The organism is Phytobacter ursingii (assembly GCF_001022135.1).
GTDB classification, from domain to species: domain Bacteria; phylum Pseudomonadota; class Gammaproteobacteria; order Enterobacterales; family Enterobacteriaceae; genus Phytobacter; species Phytobacter ursingii.
In genome coordinates, this window is record NZ_CP011601.1 from 21,825 (window position 1) to 39,178 (window position 17,354).

Annotated in this window: 24 protein-coding genes and 1 pseudogene; 6 read left to right on the forward strand and 19 right to left on the reverse strand. The window is 46.4% G+C overall.

Annotation, left to right across the window (positions count from 1 at the left end; all coding sequences use genetic code 11):
* The first annotated feature begins 316 nt into the window (after positions 1-316).
* The 5 genes from AB182_RS02005 (at position 317) to AB182_RS02025 (ending at position 3,221) form a co-directional block, all read left to right on the forward strand.
* A complete protein-coding gene (locus AB182_RS02005; protein WP_000778029.1) occupies positions 317-1,261 on the forward strand; it encodes a DUF5417 domain-containing protein in 945 nt (314 codons plus the stop codon).
* 95 nt (positions 1,262-1,356) lie between these two features.
* Positions 1,357-1,959, forward strand: coding sequence for a hypothetical protein (locus tag AB182_RS02010; protein WP_012695474.1), 603 nt, complete (start codon positions 1,357-1,359; stop codon positions 1,957-1,959).
* Between the two features lie 59 nt (positions 1,960-2,018).
* The gene (locus tag AB182_RS02015; RefSeq protein ID WP_000743059.1) at positions 2,019-2,369 is read left to right on the forward strand and encodes a hypothetical protein; all 351 of its coding nucleotides are present in this window, start codon (positions 2,019-2,021) and stop codon (positions 2,367-2,369) included.
* 46 nt (positions 2,370-2,415) lie between these two features.
* On the forward strand, positions 2,416-2,619 hold the full coding sequence (locus AB182_RS02020) for a hypothetical protein (RefSeq protein WP_001015183.1): 204 nt from the start codon (positions 2,416-2,418) through the stop codon (positions 2,617-2,619).
* 281 nt (positions 2,620-2,900) lie between these two features.
* Positions 2,901-3,221 (forward strand): hypothetical protein, encoded by a 321-nt coding sequence (locus AB182_RS02025; protein WP_000332796.1) that lies wholly within the window; start codon positions 2,901-2,903, stop codon positions 3,219-3,221.
* Between the two features lie 608 nt (positions 3,222-3,829).
* Here the strand turns inward: AB182_RS02025 and AB182_RS29995 are convergent.
* The 3 genes from AB182_RS29995 to relB form a co-directional block, all read right to left on the reverse strand.
* On the reverse strand, positions 3,830-3,988 hold the full coding sequence (locus tag AB182_RS29995) for a type I toxin-antitoxin system Hok family toxin (RefSeq protein WP_001447866.1): 159 nt from the start codon (positions 3,986-3,988) through the stop codon (positions 3,830-3,832).
* Positions 3,989-4,059: 71 nt separating this feature from the next.
* Complete coding sequence (gene relE / locus AB182_RS02030; protein ID WP_000323025.1) at positions 4,060-4,347, reverse strand: type II toxin-antitoxin system mRNA interferase RelE; 288 nt, start codon at positions 4,345-4,347, stop codon at positions 4,060-4,062.
* Positions 4,347-4,586: a type II toxin-antitoxin system antitoxin RelB gene (gene relB / locus AB182_RS02035; protein WP_000534858.1), complete on the reverse strand. Its 240-nt coding sequence runs from the start codon at positions 4,584-4,586 to the stop codon at positions 4,347-4,349. The genes relE and relB overlap by 1 nt, the downstream gene beginning before the upstream one ends.
* Positions 4,587-4,610: 24 nt before the next feature.
* Between relB and AB182_RS32870 the strand changes: the two are divergent.
* Positions 4,611-4,727 (forward strand): annotated as a pseudogene (locus AB182_RS32870) (hypothetical protein); the annotation flags it as partial.
* Positions 4,728-4,848: 121 nt separating this feature from the next.
* Here the strand turns inward: AB182_RS32870 and AB182_RS02040 are convergent.
* From AB182_RS02040 to AB182_RS02120, 16 genes are all read right to left on the reverse strand, one after another.
* The gene (locus AB182_RS02040) at positions 4,849-5,772 is read right to left on the reverse strand and encodes a cation diffusion facilitator family transporter (RefSeq protein WP_000167917.1); all 924 of its coding nucleotides are present in this window, start codon (positions 5,770-5,772) and stop codon (positions 4,849-4,851) included.
* A gap of 199 nt (positions 5,773-5,971) precedes the next feature.
* Positions 5,972-6,544: a cytochrome b/b6 domain-containing protein gene (locus AB182_RS02045; RefSeq protein ID WP_001515348.1), complete on the reverse strand. Its 573-nt coding sequence runs from the start codon at positions 6,542-6,544 to the stop codon at positions 5,972-5,974.
* Positions 6,545-7,019: 475 nt separating this feature from the next.
* Positions 7,020-8,258 (reverse strand): IS110-like element ISEsa2 family transposase, encoded by a 1,239-nt coding sequence (locus AB182_RS02050; RefSeq protein WP_000219087.1) that lies wholly within the window; start codon positions 8,256-8,258, stop codon positions 7,020-7,022.
* 421 nt (positions 8,259-8,679) lie between these two features.
* Entirely contained in the window at positions 8,680-10,020 is a 1,341-nt protein-coding gene (locus AB182_RS02055; protein WP_000589001.1) for an ISNCY family transposase, read from the reverse strand.
* Between the two features lie 174 nt (positions 10,021-10,194).
* Positions 10,195-11,564 (reverse strand): IS3-like element ISKpn8 family transposase gene (locus AB182_RS31300; protein ID WP_085949440.1). Its coding sequence is split into 2 segments (ribosomal slippage): positions 10,195-11,084 and positions 11,084-11,564, totalling 1,371 coding nucleotides; the frame shifts between segments, so codons are not numbered across the junction.
* Positions 11,565-11,896: 332 nt separating this feature from the next.
* Positions 11,897-12,502, reverse strand: a complete 606-nt coding sequence (locus tag AB182_RS02070; protein WP_000137794.1) for a hypothetical protein — start codon at positions 12,500-12,502, stop codon at positions 11,897-11,899.
* 216 nt (positions 12,503-12,718) lie between these two features.
* Positions 12,719-13,000 (reverse strand): hypothetical protein, encoded by a 282-nt coding sequence (locus AB182_RS02075; protein WP_000703842.1) that lies wholly within the window; start codon positions 12,998-13,000, stop codon positions 12,719-12,721.
* A gap of 145 nt (positions 13,001-13,145) precedes the next feature.
* Complete coding sequence (locus AB182_RS32485; RefSeq protein WP_000802040.1) at positions 13,146-13,322, reverse strand: hypothetical protein; 177 nt, start codon at positions 13,320-13,322, stop codon at positions 13,146-13,148.
* A gap of 53 nt (positions 13,323-13,375) precedes the next feature.
* Entirely contained in the window at positions 13,376-13,687 is a 312-nt protein-coding gene (locus AB182_RS02080) for a hypothetical protein (protein WP_000633161.1), read from the reverse strand.
* 222 nt (positions 13,688-13,909) lie between these two features.
* Positions 13,910-14,110 carry a hypothetical protein gene (locus tag AB182_RS02085; protein ID WP_000814953.1) on the reverse strand — a complete coding sequence of 67 codons (201 nt, stop codon included), beginning with the start codon at positions 14,108-14,110 and terminating at the stop codon, positions 13,910-13,912.
* A gap of 39 nt (positions 14,111-14,149) precedes the next feature.
* Complete coding sequence (locus tag AB182_RS02090) at positions 14,150-14,374, reverse strand: hypothetical protein (protein ID WP_000551490.1); 225 nt, start codon at positions 14,372-14,374, stop codon at positions 14,150-14,152.
* 54 nt (positions 14,375-14,428) lie between these two features.
* Complete coding sequence (locus tag AB182_RS02095) at positions 14,429-14,632, reverse strand: hypothetical protein (RefSeq protein ID WP_000781547.1); 204 nt, start codon at positions 14,630-14,632, stop codon at positions 14,429-14,431.
* A gap of 552 nt (positions 14,633-15,184) precedes the next feature.
* Positions 15,185-15,676, reverse strand: a complete 492-nt coding sequence (locus AB182_RS02100; RefSeq protein WP_001371932.1) for a DUF3085 domain-containing protein — start codon at positions 15,674-15,676, stop codon at positions 15,185-15,187.
* Positions 15,677-15,680: 4 nt separating this feature from the next.
* Positions 15,681-15,992 carry a DUF957 domain-containing protein gene (locus AB182_RS02105; RefSeq protein ID WP_001165367.1) on the reverse strand — a complete coding sequence of 104 codons (312 nt, stop codon included), beginning with the start codon at positions 15,990-15,992 and terminating at the stop codon, positions 15,681-15,683.
* Between the two features lie 516 nt (positions 15,993-16,508).
* Entirely contained in the window at positions 16,509-16,829 is a 321-nt protein-coding gene (locus tag AB182_RS02115) for a hypothetical protein (RefSeq protein ID WP_000071366.1), read from the reverse strand.
* A 178-nt stretch (positions 16,830-17,007) separates the two neighbouring features.
* Positions 17,008-17,235 (reverse strand): hypothetical protein, encoded by a 228-nt coding sequence (locus AB182_RS02120; protein ID WP_000336109.1) that lies wholly within the window; start codon positions 17,233-17,235, stop codon positions 17,008-17,010.
* Between the last annotated feature and the right edge of the window lie 119 nt (positions 17,236-17,354).

Here is a 17,354-nt window from a genome sequence, read left to right on the forward strand (position 1 = left end):
TGGCTTTGGAATAAAAGGATACTTTTCCCGTTTGTCAGGTCTTTCGCTACCGCTGCACGATGATTCTGTCAGGCATTCTGCGCCCTCCTTGGCTGTACATCTTGAAACAAGCGGTGGGATGTTCCCTTCCCCCTGCTCACCGCAGAATAATTGGCAAGTCCCGACGGTCGTTCCGTACGAGCCGGGTCCAAATAATGAATAAATACAACGCCACTTCAATTGTATTGACAATAGAAGTTAGGAGGATCATAGTGTCATTCATGGTGCGGCTTTCGCACCACCGCCCCGGCGGTACCGGGCAGAACTGGAGTACCTCATGAAACTTTCCCGTCAGACGACTTCTGATACTTCTGTTGATGGCCGTTCACGCGCATATGCCTGGGGCCGTGTCCATTATTTCATTATCGAACATGCACCAATGGCTGAGCTGGTCGCTATTGACGAGCTGCTGGAAAAAGCTGGCTGGAGCAATGACGGCTGTCCGAACTATGAGAAAGATGACGAGTTTGGTAATGCTGGTTACAGCTGTGGTTACTGGATCGATATTGACAGCGTGGGAAGCTTCAAGGCTGACTACAAACGTCTTAAGGGTGAGATTAGTGCGCATATCGCCTCAAAGGCGGCAGAGGTGGAGATCCGCGTACTGGACTCGATGTCCGACAAAGAATGTAAAGATGTTGCCTCGGTGGCATGTACTGTTCGCCGTGACTTACGTACGCAGTCCGAATCGCTTCATTCACTGCGTACTATCGTAACGGTTGATCATTACAATCCCTATGTGATCACCAGCCGCCCGCTGAGCATTTCCGCCTGGACACTTATCCACGACTGTCTGAAAACCGGCACCATCAATGACGTCTGTTCACGGTTGAGTTCATTAATCCTGCACTCTGAAGCCGCGATTGCCCGTTGTAAGGGAAGCTCCGACTACTCTTCGGAACACGCTCAGCTATCGTTTTTTGCTGGTAACGACTATGTCACCAGACGCACCCTTGTTGATGCAGCTCACGAAGAGGCTCTGCGAATGAACCGCCGCTTTGATGAACGTATTGCAATGAACGCGGATTCTGATGCCAGAAGGCTCCAGTGCGAATTCAACCTGAGCAACCATGTCGTACAGCGTCGGACCGTTGAATCTGCTCATATCCAGGCAATCAACGAAGACGTCACCCGTTCACAGGCGGAACCACGCTGCCCTGGAAAGCTTCTTCTGAAAATGACCAGTCATGAGGAAGTGCGGGACTCACTGAGCACCTGTTAGTCCAGCGACACCCCCTGCGGCTCTACTACCGGGCCGCAGTCTGCTCCGGCCAGATGGTGCCAGTGGCGTAATGAATTTGTTTAATAAGGCTGAGTATGATGAATAAAGAACAACTAATCGACAAACTGGAACGCGTGGTATGTGGTCAGTACTCCTACGAAATGCAGGAGCTTGCGTATTCGGCCCTCTGCTGCATTAAAGGCACCCCGGACGACTGCGCTAAGTTCCCTGTTACGCGTCCGCTGCCTGACACCTTAGTGGACGTATGGGACGAGATCGGGCAATACCTTGGCACAGGCAAAGCCATTGAAACTCGCAGTTGCGGCGTTTCGCTTCTGCTTCATGGACACTGCTACGATTCAAATCATGTGCTGTACTGGCGCAATGCTGGCGCACTTCCAGCAGCTTGCGATACGCCACTGGCTGGTGGGTCTCGCAAACTGTTCACCTGCTCAGCCTGTGGAGTGGACGGTCTGGATGAACCACCTGAAACCAGTTGCCACTGCTGCACAGAGGGGGCCCACTGGATTGAGAGCAGGCTCTTCACCTCCGGGCAGGCAGACCCTGAAGAATTTAGACCCGTGGCGGTCGTGAAAGAGTGTGCAGGCTCAACGCCGGATGATCGGCTCATCTGGAGCGTGATTGAACAGCTCAACGGCGAACTGGCGGAAGGCGATAAACTATTTAAGCAACGCTGACAGATCACGTCAGCATTTATATCAGACGAACTCCAGAATAATTTAAAGCAACCATGAACATGAAAAAGCCCAAAGCTGCATTACAGAATGCCATGAAAGAAGATGTGCCAGCTGTGACACAGATTCAGATGCGATCTACGGTTTCCAGAAAGGTTCGCTATGTAAAACAGGCAAATCGAGAGGGTCTGAAATTATCTGAGTGGATGTCGCGGCATCTCGACGCTGTCTGTGATACCGCAGATGAGATTCATAAAGGCAAACGCTCAACTCCGGTTGCGCCTGGGAAGATTCCCCCTGAGGTATACCAGGTGATATACGATCAGTGCGGCGGGTTCGTGGAGTGTGATGCTAATGCCCAGGTAATCTGGGAAGCCTGCCGTGATGCCATTCTTAACGGAGACAAAGGGTAAACGGCAGGTATCGCCTGTCATTTTTACCCTTGTGAGGAAAATCCTGATGAACCATGAGAGCCGAACTGTATACCTGAACACGGCCATTGAGGCCCTGTTGAAAGCTGAGGCGGCTCTGAACGAGCTGGCATTAGCCTATGTACTCAAACCAGGTGAAAAGGCAAGCGCATGCCATCCCCGAACCGGTACGCTTTCCACAGCTTCCCAGGTAAGAAAACTTCGCCGTGTTCTAGAAAAAAACAAGTTATGACGGCCCTTATACGCTGGCATAATGTACCGTGCTTCGCTCATCCCAGCAGTATGGGTTTTAAACTCTTCCATTTTTAAGAGTACGGGAAGAGCCTTATTATTGTCGCATACCCTACGGATGCATTGCAGTTCAAACCGCTGTTCGGTGCAATTATTGCTGTATCCGGCGGATTTGAAAATGACAGAAATAGTGATGTAAAGCTCCGCCATTAAAGAAATGCCCCGTAGTTTGGCGAATCAACTTTCTGAATTATCTCGATGAACACCATTTAAGGAAATCGAATGTGTGATTTTTGCAGGGCTGACGAAAATTACTTTCATATGGCAGAATGCGTGTATGACCAACTGGTTAAAGAGTATCCCGTAATGTGGCTGCGGGATTCAACCCGGATCGGGGCCTGCTACCTCTGTCGAGAACTGCTGTCGCCGGAGGGGATGGTCCTGGCGATGCAGAGCGCTTTCCCTGCGAAGGGATGGCGGCTGCGTATTTGGTACAATGAAACCATTGACGAAGAGATAGAACCGCAGCGTGGAGACTGTATTGAGCTGTCCTCCAGGGCGGACGCTCTGCTGTCCTTCATGTCGTTCCAGGAAAAGGTTTAGCGCTGCGGCCCCCCTCACAAAAAGGCGCTTTCCGCGACAAATCTGGTACGACCGGACAACGTTGAGTCAATTCTTGCTTCCCCGCAGAAGAATCCCTATGAAGTAAAGTAGAGGTAGGCATTACGCCCACCAGCAAACCTGATAACTGTTCTTTGCGTAACATCCTCAAACTTCTGGTGCCTTCGTAGACTGCGATGCGAATGCCCATGAGCTGAATTCACCGTATCATTTGACCGGATGCAGCGAGAACAGAAATGACAATGTTTGAACGATTTGCCAGACGGCCATAAAACTCTACTGGGTACAGAATAAGGACTGACCGCAATGGCTACGTTCTATGAGCTACCGACCAGTGAGAAGTCCATTGTTTCCGGTACGTGCCCGGACGAGCACCGGTGAAATTTTTCCCGACTGGATTACGCTAAGGCTTTTGAACGGTTTGCGTGAAGTGGGACTCTTTGGGTCTGGTTCTTGATTTATACAAAAGGCTATATGCCACAAGACGGGAGGAAAAAAGGGTTTCCCCGACTGGAGAAACCCTTTCAAAAGGTGCCGATGGCATACTAATCCACACCCCGAAAAGAGGGGGTTGCCCCCCTCTTTGTCAGCTACTTACCGGATTCGTAGGCCAGGATAGCAGATACCTCCCTTGTTCCGTCTTTCATCCGCAACTCGCAAAGCGAGTTTCGTGTGAGCCAGGTGAATATCAACAGCGTTAAACAAACTATTAATATGCACAAAACAATGGGTTGGTTCGGCATTTTCATGGCCTTCTTCTCCTGTCAACGCAAAGCAGAAGTGTCACCATCGGTGCGAAACAGAGATGTCATGCTTTGGTTCAGAGAATGCGTTTGACCGCCTCGCTATATACTTCCGAGCGTTCTCTTTTCCCAACAGAAATCACGAAAACGACAACTTTCTCGTCTATAACCTGGTATACAAGGCGATAGCCTGAAGACCGGAGCTTAATCTTGTAACAATCAGGCATACCACGGAGCTTGTTTGCTTCAATCCGGGGTGACTCAAGTACTTCAACCAGCTTCTTTTTCAACTGTTCACGTACCGTCGAGCCCAGCTTTCGCCATTCCTTTAGTGCCCGCTCGTCAAAATCCAGAAAATACGCCATCAGAGTTCATCCAGCGTCACACGTACTGGCTTAGGATTACGAAGTCGTTCTTTCACTATCTCCACAAGTTCAGCATCTTCATCACTCAGGAGTGTCTGTTTGAACGGCAAGCGTTCATTGTCAGCGATATACTCGAGCATGAGACGAAGCGCTTCAGAAGGAGTTACGCCCATTTTTTCAAGCGCGGCGTAAGAACGCGCTTTAAGTTCATCGTCAATACGTAGGTTAATGCTACCCATGTCTTACACCCCTTGTAATTACAAATGTCATTACAAGTATCGCACTACAACATGCTTAGGGCAAGTCACGAAGTAAGTCAGAAAGTAGTCGTAAGAACGGTGATCACTGTCCGCTTTGTGCCAGAAGCGGACTTTTTAAAAATATTGCGTGCCCAACAATTGGGCGCAGGTCACATCAAGTACCCTCAGAATTATAGAGAATACCTGAAATTTTTGTAGAGCGAGGTTTGTTACCCTGCCCGACCAGCGACATGTGGTTAGTTTAGTGATCAGAAATGTCGAGCGTTTGGTCGTTCATTGACGCGGGATCTTCCAACGGTTCCACATGAGTGGTGATATGGATAAAAGGCAGTGCGGTGCGGATATCATTCTCTATACGCTCGGCCCAGTCGTGCCCATATTGAACAGTCCATCGCCCAGGAACTAGGATGTGCATTGTCATAAACGCCCGCCCGCCAGCCTGGCGTGTACGTAGTGCATGGAAATCAAGCCCCTGTTCACGATATCCTGCCAGCAGTGACTCGATTTTTTTGAGTTCTTCCGTGGGTAGCGATACGTCCATCAGACCTGCAGCTGAACGACTCATAAGCTGATAACCAGTCCAAACGATGTTGGCTGCGACCAGCAATGCAACGATCGGATCGACCCAAAACCAGCCGGTCAGATAAACCAGTCCGACACCAAAAATGACACCGACCGACGTCCAGACATCGGTCAGCAGGTGATGAGCATCTGCCTCAAGAGTGATAGAGTTGTGCTGCCTGCCAGCCCTTAACAAAATGCGAGCCGTCACAAAATTAAGGATTGATGCGACTGTTGAAACCAGTAATCCGAGACCAATCTCCTCAAGCGGCTGTGGAGTTAACATCCGCTCAACTGCGGTATAGGCGATACTGGCTGCCGCCAATAGGATCAGAAATCCTTCGAAAGCACTCGAGAAATATTCGGCTTTGCCGTGCCCATATGCATGGTTCTCATCGGCCGGAAGCGCAGCCAAGGTCAGCATCCAGAGCGCCATTAGGGCTCCTGCGAGGTTAACTACGGATTCGATGGCATCAGATAGCAGACCGACCGAACCGGTCATTTTCCACGCCACACCTTTGAGTCCGATAGTGGCAATAGCCGTGGCAATGGAAAGCCAAGCGTAGTGCGTCAGCGGACGAGGTAACCCTTTTGTTTTAGTCATTATTAACTTCCTAAAATAGGACGACTAACTCACATTTCTATCCATGATAGATAATTAAACAATCATTTCGCCATGAATATTTTTTCGTTTTTATTAAATTTAATTAAAAAGTCTCTGCAAGTGCTGTTTCATCTTCTAGTAAACTAAATTTTATTTTTAGGGTTTTCTTCAACTTGAAGTAATATTATCTCACAACAGATTAGTCACTTAGGTTAACTGAGCGGCTTTTATATTTTTCAATTAAAATATGCAAAACTCCCATTGCACCATGTGCATAAAAATAGACCTCAATGAAAGTAGTAAAGAACTTATGCCAGTGGATTACTGTTTCAGCCAGATTTGACTGCATGGTATTCAACAAGAACCATAGGCCACCTGAAAGTGCTACAATTAGCAATGCTAGAACTCCAAATCCTTGGATTGTACTGGCAATACCTCCCGAATGTGCATCGGGCAGTCGGAAACTAGTCAACGTTTTTATATCTTGCTTAATACCACTAAAGTCAAGCCCTACCCATGAAAAATAATAAGTAAAACCTCTTTGAGTAAGCATCCAACTTAACATAATAAAACCACAAATAATCAGTCCTAACCCTGAAATAATGTGCATCCAGGTTATAACTCCTTCAAGACTATGTTCACCAATTGCTTCGGTCTCTGTCAGATTAGAGTTAATAATTTGTGATAATATTAGAAATGCCACAATGATGTGAAGAATACGAAAAAAAGGAGCGTAATCATGGGGTAATAGATTCCAGAGTCGCAATTTCATTAATGAGTCCTTAGTAAATTTATCGATGATCTTAATCATACAAAAGAATTATTAGGATAACCTTAATTCTTAAAATTGCAGCAGGCATTAGTTCACCTCTGATATGGCCACTTGCGAAATGGGAATGGTAACTGTTATTACTATGTGTTTACTTGCTGTTCTTGTTACGCAGCCCCTTAAACACATTACTTTCAAATATGATTTCCTGCTGGGTTTAAATATGTGTCTTTCTATAGTGCGGCAACCTATTTTTACACCAACTCATGAATTAAATAAGAATCATAAATTAAATGAGAGGTTTAATTCTCTTGCTTAACGCGATGATATTAAATGGAAATTTTAATTTTTGTAATTTATTAAACAGTTAGAATGAGACATGGTAAATACGATCTTCCTTTAGATAATTCTGATAGCACTTTTTCTACTGGGCAGTCTGCAATGTCCGCTTCACGCCCTGAGACATTCGACAAGCTTTTTATGGCTTCAGTAAGGGCGAGTGTCTCGCTTCGAGAGCCAGCAAATATTTCGCTTCGTCATAACAGGTTCTGGCCTTCCAGCAGCGGTAAATGATCCTTATCCATTTGAACGCCAGTGCCCGGATCGCAGACTGATGAGATTTGCCCTTTTCTCTAAGGCCCTGATAATACAGTTTGGCCCAGTATGATGAATTAACCGTCTTGGCAGCCCATTCAACAAAGGTCTGCCTGACGAACTTGGCACATTGCCATCGCCAGTGAACCCATGATTTTTGGCCGCTTCGTTCGGTCACCGGTGCTATACCTGCGTAGTTTTGAATTTCTTCAGCGCTGTTAAACCGGTCACGATTATCACCAAGTGCAGCAAGCATCCGTGGGCCCATGCACGGTCCCATGCCCGGAAGTGATTTGAACAGCCCCGCATCTGGCAATGTGTCAAACAGCGTTTCGATTCGTTCGTCATAGGTTTTGATGATTTCACTCACGACTTTAATTTGTGTCGCCAGTGCTGCTGCCATCAAAGCATTAGCCTCTATAACACTCGGGTCTGTAGTCAATGGGATCGCATTATCAATACTCGCAACACGTTGCTCGGTAAGGGCCATAGCGCGACCACCTTTGGCATTCAGAAAGTTGCGGATCGTGTCGCGTCTGGCTCGTTTCAGTTGTTGCAGACTGGGCCACCGGATAATCAGCTCACACAACAGTAAGCTACCCCGATGTGAGAACCACTCCAGTGGCTGAGGATAATACTGTTTAAGCGTGTTGATTATCCGGTTCACAAAGCGTCGTTTATCTTCAACCAACTGACGACGTTGCTCAACCAGTTGCTGAAGTAAGCGAATATCCGCATTGTCGGGTTCAATAGCTTTTATCTTCTGGGGGTAACGCAGCATTAACTCTAATGCCAGCTCGGCATCCTGCGGATCATCTTTAGCGCCGCTGGGCGAGAAGGCTTGCCGATAACGAGCCAGGGACAATGCGTGGACGGGGAAAACGGTGATAAAGGGGTATTTTTGAAGAGCATATACCACGGGGCCCTTCTTCAGTTCGAGAGCTATTGCGATTCTACCTTTTACTTTCTGGTGTAACTCAGTAAGCCAGGCATCAAGCGCTTCTGCTGTATGTTCAATCACATCGAATACGCGTTCACCGTTTTTAAACTGAACACAGACATCGTGTTTTTTATCAGCCCAGTCCAGACCAACGTGCGCAGCAAATTGATTAGTCACAGTCATCACCAACTCCTTTTTATCGGGGATTGGTATGCATTCCACGCTCTTCGAAAGAAATATAGCCAGCAGTTTATCTGCATGCCCTGAGTATTCGTTAGCGAACGTGGAGCACCTACTGGCTCGAAAGAAAAGCGGCGATCATCACATGATTCTCGCTCAATATTCGTAACCAGTAAGCGCATACCCTGAATCACTTCAAAGTGTAATTCTCAGGGTACGAATGACTATATCTCGCTCTTAGCGGACATTAGCATAGGCTATTTACCATAACGCCGCATTACGCGTACCGCTCAGACGGCCTGAGCGCGTTTCTGACGTGTCCCCGTTAAAAACAGTAACAAACCACCCGAAAATGCACGCCAGAAACGCTACGTAAGAATCTATCCTATGACTGGATATGCACTCAACTGAATAACGCCTGGTTTCAGTCCATTTTATCGGGATCAGCCTTCTTTCTGGGTAATTTAGGGGGCTTCACTTGCTGATTACTTTGCGTGCGGCGCGTGAGCCAAGGATGGTCAGCTTTAGGTTTTACGTAGAATTTTGAGCGTAAATCAAAACGGGCATTATCCACACGTTCATGGACACTTTTTTCATCATCCAGTGGTATAGGCTCCGGGCCATCAACATATTTTTCCCATCCCAACGCTTTCCCATCATACAGAACCTTAATTTCACCGTTAAAGCTTTCGCATACCGTGACAACCGAATGCCGAAGTCGATATCCCCGGCCTTCACTGCGAATCTGAAACGCACTGCTTTTGTACTGGAAAGTGAGATTTTTGGAGAGAACGCGCTTCGCCTGGAGGCTGAAGATATAACCCAGTTCCTCTTCAGAATGGTGTACATCAAGATGGGCGTTATCAGCAATACGAGGCGGCGTAGCAAACCGGTTGTTATAGGCTTCAATAAAGGTCGGCAACCATGCGTTTGCTGTTTCAATATCACTGATACCCTGAAGCCGCATTTCTTTGACCAGCCTGTCCTGCAGTGTCTGATTGGCACGCTCTACCCGCCCTTTTGCCTGCGGGCTGTTGGCATGGATTGGCTCGATGCCCAGTGTCTTTATCGCACGTGTGAACTGAGTCAACTCTCCTTCCCGCTCCGGGTTATTTACTCTGAATATACTGTGTCTGTCAGAATAGAGAGCCAGTGGTACGCCATGATCATTAAGGTAACCCCGGAGGGTTTCCATGTAAGCCCGGGTTGTTTCTGCAGGAGCGAATCGTAGCGCCATCAGAGCGCTGGTAGCATCATCGATAAAGACTATCAGTGTGCATTTGGGGCCCCGACCTTCAAACCAGTCATGAGGCGAGCCATCAATCTGGATGAGTTCACCGTAGGATGGGCGCCGCATCCGGCGCTGATAAATTCGGGCAAACTTACGACGACGTTCGCGCCATATGCCCTCCTCTACCATCCACTTCCTGAGAGTTTCAATGGATAAACACAAGCCGTGTATCTCGCGCAATTTTTCGCACGCAAGCGTAGGTCCAAAATCAGCGTAGCGGCCTTTGAGGAGTGAAATTACTGTTGCTCTGAATTCGGTAGAAAAGGAATTATTGGGACGCTTTCCACGTCGGCGGGAAACTAGACCAGAAGGCCCTTCATTTCTATACCGTTGCACCAGACGTTTAACCTGCCGAATAGAAATGCCAATGCGTGCCGCAGCTTGTTCCTGAGTAATATGGCGATTAAGTGACTCCTGAATAATGTGAAGTCGGTCGAGTTCCTTATGACTCATCGTAACAGTCTCTTTGATCATGAAAAATCCCCCAGAGAATTGTCTGGGGACATTTTAGAATGGTTCAAAGGGGACATTACAGCTTGGTGTTAACAATGGCCTTCTTCTCCTTGCATTTAAGCAGGCAAGAGGCTACTCTGAATGTGACTAGCATACAGGGGCCTCGGGTTGTACTGACCCCAAAAAGTTGGACAGTTAAACACGAGGCACATAGGTCTGGGTTCGATATTCAATTGGACTCAGACCTTTTAATTTCAGGCTAATTCTTCTGCTGTTGTAGTAGTCAATATATTCCGTAACAGCATCCTTCAGTTCGCTTATATTACTGAACTCGTCAAGATAAAAACACTCCGACTTTAAGGTTCCAAAGAAACATTCCACGACTGCATTATCCAGACAATTGCCTTTTCTGGACATGCTCTGTGTAATGCCTTGTTCTTTAAGGATGTTTTGATACCTTCTCATACGATACTGCCATCCCTGGTCAGAGTGCAGAATAGGATGCTCGTGAGGCTTAAGCTTTTTGAATGCCTGATCGAGCATATTCTCGACCATGTTCATCACAGGTCTTTCCGACAGGCTGTAAGAAATAACTTCGTTGTTGAAGAGATCTATTACTGGAGACAAATACAGCTTTCGCCCATTGACTGCAAATTCAGTAACGTCGGTAACCCACTTCTCGTTTGGCCGTGTAGCCTTGAAATCCCTTTGGAGAACATTGGGGGCGGTTTGCCCTACCTCTCCTCTGTAGGAGCTGTATCGCTTGACCTTAATCGCTGCCTTAAGCGAGAGGGTTCCCATCAGGCGCTGAACGGCTTTATGGTTAATCCGTTCCCCGTCTCGATGGAGAGACAACGTTACCCTACGGTATCCGTAACGACCTTTATTCTCGTGATAAATCTCACCAATACGCTTTTTAACATCCGCATACTTATCAGGCTTGCTGAGAGCCTTTAGATGGTAATAAAACGTACTGCGCGGTATCTCCGCTGCCTTGAGAAGCTCATCAAGAGGGTAAAACTGCCTTAGCTCGTTGAGTACTTTCACTTTTTCGCGGGATGAGCTAAGGCTTTCAGCTTTTTTAGATACGTAAGCCGCATTTCAAGGAATCGAACTTGTCTTTCAAGATCCTCAATACGTCGGTCTTTCGACAGCTCCAATGCTAACGCCGCTTTTTCTGGATCAACTGACATTGTAATGTTTCTTTTGGTGCCGATCTTGAGTGCGCGTAAACCAGCTTCTCCGTGCTCCTCATAGACTTTCAGCCACTTGGCTACAGAACCACTACCAGCAAGCATAAAGTGAGCAGCAGCCTGATTGAGGGACATCTGCTGCTCGGTCACGGCTTTCACGACCTTAATGCGCAACTCTGGATCAGCACTAACGCCTTTAGGTTTGGGAATTAAACCTTTTTCTCCATGTTTTTCATAGAGGGCAACCCACGTCCTGACCTGGGTTCGAGGCACACCAAAACGTGCAGAGATGATCCTGTAACCATCATCAGTTGTGAAGTAGTGATTCACGACTTCAAGGCGCTTTTCGAAGGGGTATTTTGGCTTTGACATATCAGGGACTATTCCATTTCATCGTCCAACAAAATGGGTGCAGTACAGGTTAATTGAAAAATTACTCGGGGCTTTCTGCTTTTACCACAGTCAAACAGTGTTACCGCTGGCTGGGGCAAAAGCCTCCAGCACCAGCGTTATTATACCACCCTGCCCTGATCAGCCAAACACCCCGCCTACATAAATTACTGATTTTTCATTTATTTGACATGATTCACTTCCGGTTGTCGGCGAAAGTCATTTTATACTAAAGAAAAGGGTAACGGGCAGCTGCTGGGTCGGAACATACAGTGCAGTTCCTGCCCGTTTAATTTCCGGATGCAATGGTAGGATCAGGAGGCACTGCTTCCGTTGATTAGGGAAATCTTATGTGCCTGAATACGGCTGTATTCGAGATGGGATGCAATATTACAGATGCGCTCCAGTCGATCATGCAGCCTCGTGTAGGTCAGTCGATGAATACCGGACATTTCATCAAGTAGCCAGCGCTTGATGTAAGGGTTACAGGAAAGCCGGGCAAGATCGTCGTCATCCACTTCGTCAAAGAACCAGTACTGCTCCATCGGGACTACCTGAAATATCCACGGCCGGGGATAGTCCCCTGTGACAACCAAAAACCATGCAAGAAAGCATAGACACAGCTCAACGACCATAAGCATCGAAAATTGCGAATAACTTAGACCGGGCACATAGGGTGAACTATCCGCAACATACCCCCTGAGCAATTCCGCCACAAGGTAGCCCAATAGCGTCAAGGCCAGCATCAGGGTCAGGATTAATCCCCCATTAAACGCTACCGAAGCCTTTTGAACCCGATCAGGTGCTGTCCGGCTGCGATAGTTGGTCACTACTCTTTCTACAAGTGCCCTTATGGCAGCCTGTTCTTTACTGACATCAGCTCCGGAAAAACCGGACGGGCTTTTATTTAATTCAGTCATACCCCACTCCTGTTATGTGCTCTACTTAACAAACACGTAGATCATACAGAGCTCACGGACGCACTCCTGCCAGATAAAGGAGGGAATTTGGCTGTAAGACGGTTAGCCAACAGTTCAGGTTATGCGTGGGATCCGCCCAGTCAGAAAGGATTCCGTTAATAACAGGCAAGGTTAAAGGCAGATGGACGGTGAAATTGTGGGTGCTAAAAGGGGGTATTACTCTTTTTCCTGCATAGCGGTTTTTTCAGCCCGGGTGGCCAGACGAACATTTCCGAAAGGCTCACGGACAAGCAGTGGCTTCTCCTTCTTCCAGCCCCTGATAGCCGTTTCTCCAAACCGACGTGGTGCATTGCCGTTCCAGCGAGCAATCACATGGTTATCATGAATTTCAATAATGACAACGGGGTGGACAATGACCGTTGAAATGGTGGTATTTCCCATTTTGGTACGGGTTACAGACCAAACCTGCATCCCGGATTCCAGCTGGCTGATTTTCATATTATATCCTTAAGCCATCACGAACTGCGCCACAAACAATTAATGTGGCGCAATTTACCATAAACAATAAACATCAGATACCCGTGAAAAGATTTCCCTTTATTTTAAAATTCTTCTGGAGAAAAAATGATATTTCCAGAAGAGGTCAGCGAAATTCAGAAACGGCCATCACAATGGTGCTGCGCTGACGCTGGCGTTCTGCCTTGCGCTGCCTGCGGCGATAGATCTGTTTTGCGCTGACGTAAGGGCAGTCCTCACGGGTATACCAGCAGCAGCCGCAAGGTTCGGGCCGGGGTTTTCCGGCAAGTCCAAATGGTTTCATCAAGTCACCTTTTTAATGTTTTTAATGGAAAGATACTTACCTAACCCATTGTTTTATAGGAAATAACGTTGTTGCATAAACAGATACAGATAACCCTCAGGAGAAAACATGCAAAGGTTATCAGTGATAACCGCGTCCAGATACCGAGTGTCAGTCTGTAAACGTTTTATCACCAGAAAATGTGCTGCCGCAGCCTTAATGCCAGAACTACCGTTTACAACATTATGTATACCCGCTTTGAATAACGAACGAGCATGAATTACCTTTTCCCGGGCCGCTTCGATCTCAGCATTAATAACGCATTGCCGCGCCTGGATGACTGCCTCTCCGGTTAAATCGCGGAAATTCATTAGAGATGTGATCATGATTGACTCTCCAGATTATGTGGAATCATTATAACAACTGGCACCACGCCACAAATAACCTGAGATAAATTCTTTGAAATATTCCTATATATAAGGAATTACAGTCGGAAAAGAAACAATGAAATAGCGCCGACCGCTTAAAATCGATAAATTAAAATGGACGGCACTGGAATGAAAAACTGAAAGTAGTAAGACCGTAATTATCCTTCACGGATGTAAGCTTTAAAAGAGGAGTACTGGCAAAGCTTTGCCAAGTACTTCGGCGGTTGTGTCTACGATTTTACGGATGTCATCGATCTGCGAAGGCTTATTCAACACCACCGTAAAAAGCTCTCCTTCGTTATCAGCCTGCTCGCAGTTTCCGTATCGGCTCCCGTCGTACAGCTGCACAATACGTGACATAGAAGACTTTGTTTGTTTCATGGCTTTGCACCTGCTTTTAGGCAGTTTGGTTACTGGTTATCAGAAGCTGGTTTCATGCGCTTCCGGCTGGGACACGAACTGGTATTTGACGCCGCCAGGCACACCTACTGCTTCGGCAATAGAGTCGCAAAGCCGCGATAAATCATTTAGTGTCATCGGATATTCAATATCTACTGAATATAAAGCACCTGCATTTTCAGCATCTTCGATGTTTTTATACTGGGCACTAAATATAGCAATGGTCTGAATTTCGTGGTTATGCATGAACCGGTCCTTATTAAATTATAAAAGCCACCCGAGAGTGGCCTGAGTGGAAACTTAAATCTGTGAAGTATATTTGAGAGATTTTTTGCGATCCAGATGCCGGGCAACAATGGTTCCGATAACAAGTAGCGTGATGACCGCACTGAAGAAGGTGCTGTCAGGGACGCCCTGGAAAAAATCACTGAAACTGTAAACAATAAAAATCAATGCGCAAAAATAGAAAACGATACGAACATAAGGGGTAAAAAACATTTTCATCGGTTGCCTTCCATTCAGGGAGAATTCTCAGTAATTACATCACACCTGAAGAGAAACTATTTTCGTATAAATGAGCATTTTCGACATATCAGAGGGGGGTTTTACTCATAAATGAGGTAGTAAGGGTCACACTTGAGATGAAAGTTACTTTCCTGGCTGCGAACGAACTATCTCAAATGTTAGAGGTGTGCGTTCGCCTTAAGAGCTTCATGCCCTGAGGAGCTCAACTTGAGCCGATAGTATAAACCTGGCTCCAGATGCCTTACTGGCTGGCATAACTCCACGAGGCCCAGCCGGAACAGGACCGGAGAGCTCCTGCACGTCACATCATCAGGATTCCCCATAAACGTACGCCGTTCTCTGGCCCGTCTGAAATTGCCAGAGATATCATAGATCGTGCCGGATGCCATCCGTCTTAACACGTAAATCTGCGCCCTTGTAAGCTTCTGGGCGGAACTGCTTAAACCTGACATACCTTCCCGGCCTTATATAAAACAATCCGCCAGCAGCTCGACTGGCGGACAATGTTTGACTGGAAACAGCAAGGACATACTATTTGCTGACAAGTTTGATATTGGTTTCACTCATTCGAAGTCGAAACTCCTGAAAACCCTGCTCTACCGCTAACTCCAGCCACTCAACGGGAATGGTATAGCTACAATCAGACCCACCCAAAGCGGCATCACAAGCGTAATCCCAGTCCTCATCCAGTTTTGGATTCATCCCCTGGGCGTAAGCCACAGTATCGCGGGATGCGGGAGAGCCCTCAAGCTCAGCATTAGTGATCAGGTATACACCATGACTGTGCGCGAGAAGCACTTTTGGCACCAGATGTGTGCTGGCAATTTTTGAGGATGAGGGAAAGAAAACCCTACCAGCTTTACGCGCCTCTTCTTCAGTCTGTCCCTCAGCGTTAAGGAGGGCTCCCCCCGGATAGCATGCCGGGTCATAGATCTGATCTGGGGTGACCGAAAACGTTTTTGCGGTGCGAATTTCTTCGATCAGTTTATTGATATCTGCCATTTCAAATACGAGAGTGGTCACAGGCTTACTCTCCCTCTTCAGTGGACAACATCAGATACTTTGTTGCCAGCAGAAGCTCTCCCACATCCTTGAGGGACAATTCAGCTTTGCCTTCTACGGCAAGCTGCAAGCGCTGTCGAATTGCATGAACAGAATCTGAAGATAAAGATGCCATTTTGCGCAAAACGGCATTAGCCTTTTCTACAGCAGGATACAGAATTTCTGAGTTGGTATTATCTTCGTCATTATCAAAGATAATTTCAGAATCCATATTGATGTTATCTTCAAGCCAGCTTGAAAGCACTTCAAGTAATGACATCACCTTTTCAATTTGCATATCGCCTCCTCTGTTAACATGAAACAAATATAACAAAGTGGCTTACCCGGCTAATAACCTGAGCAGAAAGTTTTCGAACTTAGTTTGAAAACAAGTTTTCTGCTCAGGTTAATGTTAAAGTCGCTGGGTAAAAGATAAAAGGCACTGAAGATGATTTAAGCATCAAACAGACTAAATAGGATTCCGTCTTTTATAACGCTTTTAAAATAGAATGAATGAAATATAAATTTTGCGTTTAAGAATGAACGCTGTAGAGGATGATTTATCCTGTGATATGCAGTTTGTGGCCTTTAAAAAGGCTTTATTATGGACTTGAATTGCAAAGAGAGCACCGACATTTTTCTGGGGGCTCCCGCAGAGAAAAAGCTGTGAGGTTATGAAGACGTATAGGAGGTATTCGGCGAAATACTGTATGGCCACAGGAGAGCTTCAGCACCCATATCCTGCCGCCTCGCTCGCCTGTGGTGATTTCAATATGTTCTACGTCATACCACGTAGTTGTATTTCTCACTTTGTTTATGCTTCCTGACACCGCGTGAACGCAATCTTCGTCTGGATGCGTTCATAGATGGAAAACTGCCTTTCAATGGAATCGGCATTAGACAGTAATTCATGAAGCTCAGCAGAATCTGTATCAGGAACGATAGCGACAGAAACTCCATATTTACGCCCAGTTCTGATCAGGTGCGCAAGTTTTTCCTTCTCTGATTCTGTGAGCATTGCCAGATCCCTTCCGGATACCTGCTCGATAAATGGACCAAGGTTTTTCGGAAAAAAGGGTTCGGCATCAGAATTATGTACCGGGAGCGTTTGCGGCTTATCGAAGCTATTGGACATGAAAAGAACCTTTATAGTTAGAGAGGTGGAGACTGAATGCGTAGCCCATTAAAATTAGTAGTGCCACACTCGAATGCTAATCATACTTTATGATGGCTATGGTAGGAATGGCCGTCAACTTAAACCGCCAGAAGCGAGCCATTCACCGTTAAAGTAACTTTCCCGTATGATGTTCTTTTTATGGAATGAGTTGTTCACACTCCTCTTTAAGAGCCGCCCTGGAACGAGATCGACAGACTTTGCTTAATGAAGAGCGTAATTGATGTTCATCAACCCCATCAGCGACAAACTGACCAATTTTCTTTTCAAGACGCTGCATTGCCTCATAAAGCTTGGCATCAGTATTATTTTTAAGAAACCTCAGTATATAATCAGCAATAATTTGAACAGGAGTAAAGTTACACATCATGTATCCTTAATAAGTTGTGTAAAAATAAAACCATAAAAAACATAATCAGAAGTAGATTATTATACTTGAGTAAGCTTTTCAGCTAACAAGCTGGAGAAGCAGATTCCGGTAAATTA

What these genes read in the sequence shown, in the direction of transcription:
- AB182_RS02050 (WP_000219087.1), bottom strand. Translation starts at nt 8,258, where the DNA reads ATGACTGTGACTAATCAATTTGCTGCGCACGTTGGTCTGGACTGGGCT.
- relB (WP_000534858.1), bottom strand. Translation starts at nt 4,586, where the DNA reads ATGGGTAGCATTAACCTACGTATTGACGATGAACTTAAAGCGCGTTCT.
- AB182_RS02020 (WP_001015183.1), top strand. Translation starts at nt 2,416, where the DNA reads ATGAACCATGAGAGCCGAACTGTATACCTGAACACGGCCATTGAGGCC.
- relE (WP_000323025.1), bottom strand. Translation starts at nt 4,347, where the DNA reads ATGGCGTATTTTCTGGATTTTGACGAGCGGGCACTAAAGGAATGGCGA.
- AB182_RS02015 (WP_000743059.1), top strand. Translation starts at nt 2,019, where the DNA reads ATGAAAAAGCCCAAAGCTGCATTACAGAATGCCATGAAAGAAGATGTG.
- AB182_RS02090 (WP_000551490.1), bottom strand. Translation starts at nt 14,374, where the DNA reads ATGCATAACCACGAAATTCAGACCATTGCTATATTTAGTGCCCAGTAT.
- AB182_RS02095 (WP_000781547.1), bottom strand. Translation starts at nt 14,632, where the DNA reads ATGAAAATGTTTTTTACCCCTTATGTTCGTATCGTTTTCTATTTTTGC.
- AB182_RS02105 (WP_001165367.1), bottom strand. Translation starts at nt 15,992, where the DNA reads ATGCAAATTGAAAAGGTGATGTCATTACTTGAAGTGCTTTCAAGCTGG.
- AB182_RS02005 (WP_000778029.1), top strand. Translation starts at nt 317, where the DNA reads ATGAAACTTTCCCGTCAGACGACTTCTGATACTTCTGTTGATGGCCGT.
- AB182_RS02120 (WP_000336109.1), bottom strand. Translation starts at nt 17,235, where the DNA reads ATGTGTAACTTTACTCCTGTTCAAATTATTGCTGATTATATACTGAGG.
- AB182_RS02025 (WP_000332796.1), top strand. Translation starts at nt 2,901, where the DNA reads ATGTGTGATTTTTGCAGGGCTGACGAAAATTACTTTCATATGGCAGAA.
- AB182_RS02010 (WP_012695474.1), top strand. Translation starts at nt 1,357, where the DNA reads ATGATGAATAAAGAACAACTAATCGACAAACTGGAACGCGTGGTATGT.
- AB182_RS02055 (WP_000589001.1), bottom strand. Translation starts at nt 10,020, where the DNA reads ATGATCAAAGAGACTGTTACGATGAGTCATAAGGAACTCGACCGACTT.
- AB182_RS02045 (WP_001515348.1), bottom strand. Translation starts at nt 6,544, where the DNA reads ATGAAATTGCGACTCTGGAATCTATTACCCCATGATTACGCTCCTTTT.
- AB182_RS02115 (WP_000071366.1), bottom strand. Translation starts at nt 16,829, where the DNA reads ATGTCCAATAGCTTCGATAAGCCGCAAACGCTCCCGGTACATAATTCT.
- AB182_RS29995 (WP_001447866.1), bottom strand. Translation starts at nt 3,988, where the DNA reads ATGAAAATGCCGAACCAACCCATTGTTTTGTGCATATTAATAGTTTGT.
- AB182_RS02075 (WP_000703842.1), bottom strand. Translation starts at nt 13,000, where the DNA reads ATGAAAATCAGCCAGCTGGAATCCGGGATGCAGGTTTGGTCTGTAACC.
- AB182_RS02040 (WP_000167917.1), bottom strand. Translation starts at nt 5,772, where the DNA reads ATGACTAAAACAAAAGGGTTACCTCGTCCGCTGACGCACTACGCTTGG.
- AB182_RS02080 (WP_000633161.1), bottom strand. Translation starts at nt 13,687, where the DNA reads ATGATCACATCTCTAATGAATTTCCGCGATTTAACCGGAGAGGCAGTC.
- AB182_RS02070 (WP_000137794.1), bottom strand. Translation starts at nt 12,502, where the DNA reads ATGACTGAATTAAATAAAAGCCCGTCCGGTTTTTCCGGAGCTGATGTC.
- AB182_RS02085 (WP_000814953.1), bottom strand. Translation starts at nt 14,110, where the DNA reads ATGAAACAAACAAAGTCTTCTATGTCACGTATTGTGCAGCTGTACGAC.
- AB182_RS32485 (WP_000802040.1), bottom strand. Translation starts at nt 13,322, where the DNA reads ATGAAACCATTTGGACTTGCCGGAAAACCCCGGCCCGAACCTTGCGGC.